Source organism: Bartonella sp. AD328YNZD (genome assembly GCF_042196425.1).
In genome coordinates this window covers 1-1840 of sequence record NZ_JBHIQG010000424.1, presented here as the reverse complement: position 1 = coordinate 1840, position 1840 = coordinate 1, and the positions used below count along the sequence as shown (strand labels likewise).

General features: G+C 38.0%; 2 protein-coding genes. Both read right to left on the bottom strand.

Going from position 1 to position 1840, the window contains the following annotated elements:
* Window positions 1–609, bottom strand: a 609-nt coding sequence (locus ACFIO3_RS12465) for a hypothetical protein (protein ID WP_375704556.1), incomplete at its 3' end; no start/stop codon positions are given.
* Between the two features lie 10 nt (window positions 610–619).
* On the bottom strand, window positions 620–1840 hold a 1221-nt coding region (gene trkA / locus ACFIO3_RS12460; protein WP_375704555.1), incomplete at its 5' end, for a Trk system potassium transporter TrkA.

The window sequence follows — 1840 nt, the reverse complement described above, 5'->3', positions numbered from 1 at the left end:
TTCCTTTGCTTCATGAAAAAAACCATATCTTTTTGCTAATCGTGAAATACCATCATTACCAAATATCGTAACGCCAAGATTTCCTGGTAAAATCGGCATTTTTTTCCTCTTTAGCCAGAACGGCCTCCAAACACGACGCTTAAACCCAAGCCAATAAGGAATAATTTCTGTACCTGCCCAATAATCTTCAAATACTTTTATAATAGGGTTATCGGGCGGAAAATAAAGTGCAGAAACACCCACTCTTATATTATTTTCTCTTGCCAACCAAACCTTATTCGTATCTGGATGAAATTGTTTAACAAGGTAAACATCTGTATCTAACCAAACACCTTGTTGATATTTCATCAGCATAACACGAAAAAAATCCGAGAACTGAACAATTGTACATCCTAGTTTATCATCAAAAAAATTGGGATCAAGGCGATAAATTGCTGAGCGTGGTACAATTGATTCGGCTTCATGCAACTCAACACCAGCAGGCAGATTATCTATGTCTTTATCATAACTAAAAAGCTTAACGCGCTGTCCAGTTTTAACCATTGAGGACAAACAAAGCCTATCCACCAATCTTAATTGCCCACTATACCAAAAAGTACAAATATCCATAGATCATATATCAAAAATATTCTAAGCTTACACGAAATAGTTGTTCAACATCGCGAACACACTCCGCAAGAGCGAAAATCACTATTCTATCACCGGACAAAATACGCATATCCGCCGAAAGCTGTATGATTGTTTTATTGCGATAAATTGCACCAATTCTCAAACCATCTGATAAATTGAGCTCTGATAATGACTTCCCAACCAATGAAGATGTTTGCATCACCTCAGCTTCAATAATTTCTGCGCGACCATTAAAAACCGAATGAACAGAGCGAATACGCCCACGGCGCATTTGCTGCAAAATTCTCGATATTGTAACGCTATGGGGATTAAGATAGGCATCCACACCAACAGCACGACTAAATTCTTGGTAGGCAACATTATTAATCAATACCATATTAGCTTTGCAGCCCAACCTTTTAGCAATAATAGCGCTTAAGAGATTAACCTGATCTTGATTGGTCAATGTAATCATTAAATCGGCTTGATCAATTCCTGCATCTTGAAGAATGACTGGATCTAACACATTACCATATAAAACAGTTGTTTTTTCAAGCTGATCAGCAATTGTGAGAGCTCTTTCTCTATGCGATTCTATAATCTTCAATTTTAATTTATGGAGACGCTTTTCAATAGCCTGAGCAACATAAAGACCAATGTGCCCCCCCCCTGCAATAATCATGCGGTGAGCATCTTGTTCTTTATGACCAAAAAGCCCAACAGCACGACGCATCTGTTCACGAGCAACAACAAGATAGGTTATATCACCGACACGTAATTGCGTTTCTGAATGTGCAATCAATAATTCCGAGCCACGTTTAATAGCGGTAACCGTTGTTTGAAGATCTGGAAAAAGCTCTGTTAATTGACGCAAAGGTGTATTAATAACGGGACAATCTTCCATGCATTCCAAGGCTAACGCAACAATATCATCATTACAAAAATAAAGAACATCTATTGCACCAGGTAAAGCAATACGGCGTAAAACCATTTCTCCAACTTCAACTTCTGGTGAAATAACTACATCAATGGGAATATTTTCTCTAGAAAAAAGCGTCTTATAACGCGGTTCTAAATAAGATTGTGAGCGAATACGAGCAATTTTTGTGGGAACATTAAATAATGAATGTGCCACTTGGCAAGCAACCATATTCACTTCATCAAACAAAGTGACAGCAATCAACATATCAGCTTTGTCTGCATCTGCAGCCAAAAGAACTTCAGGCCGTGA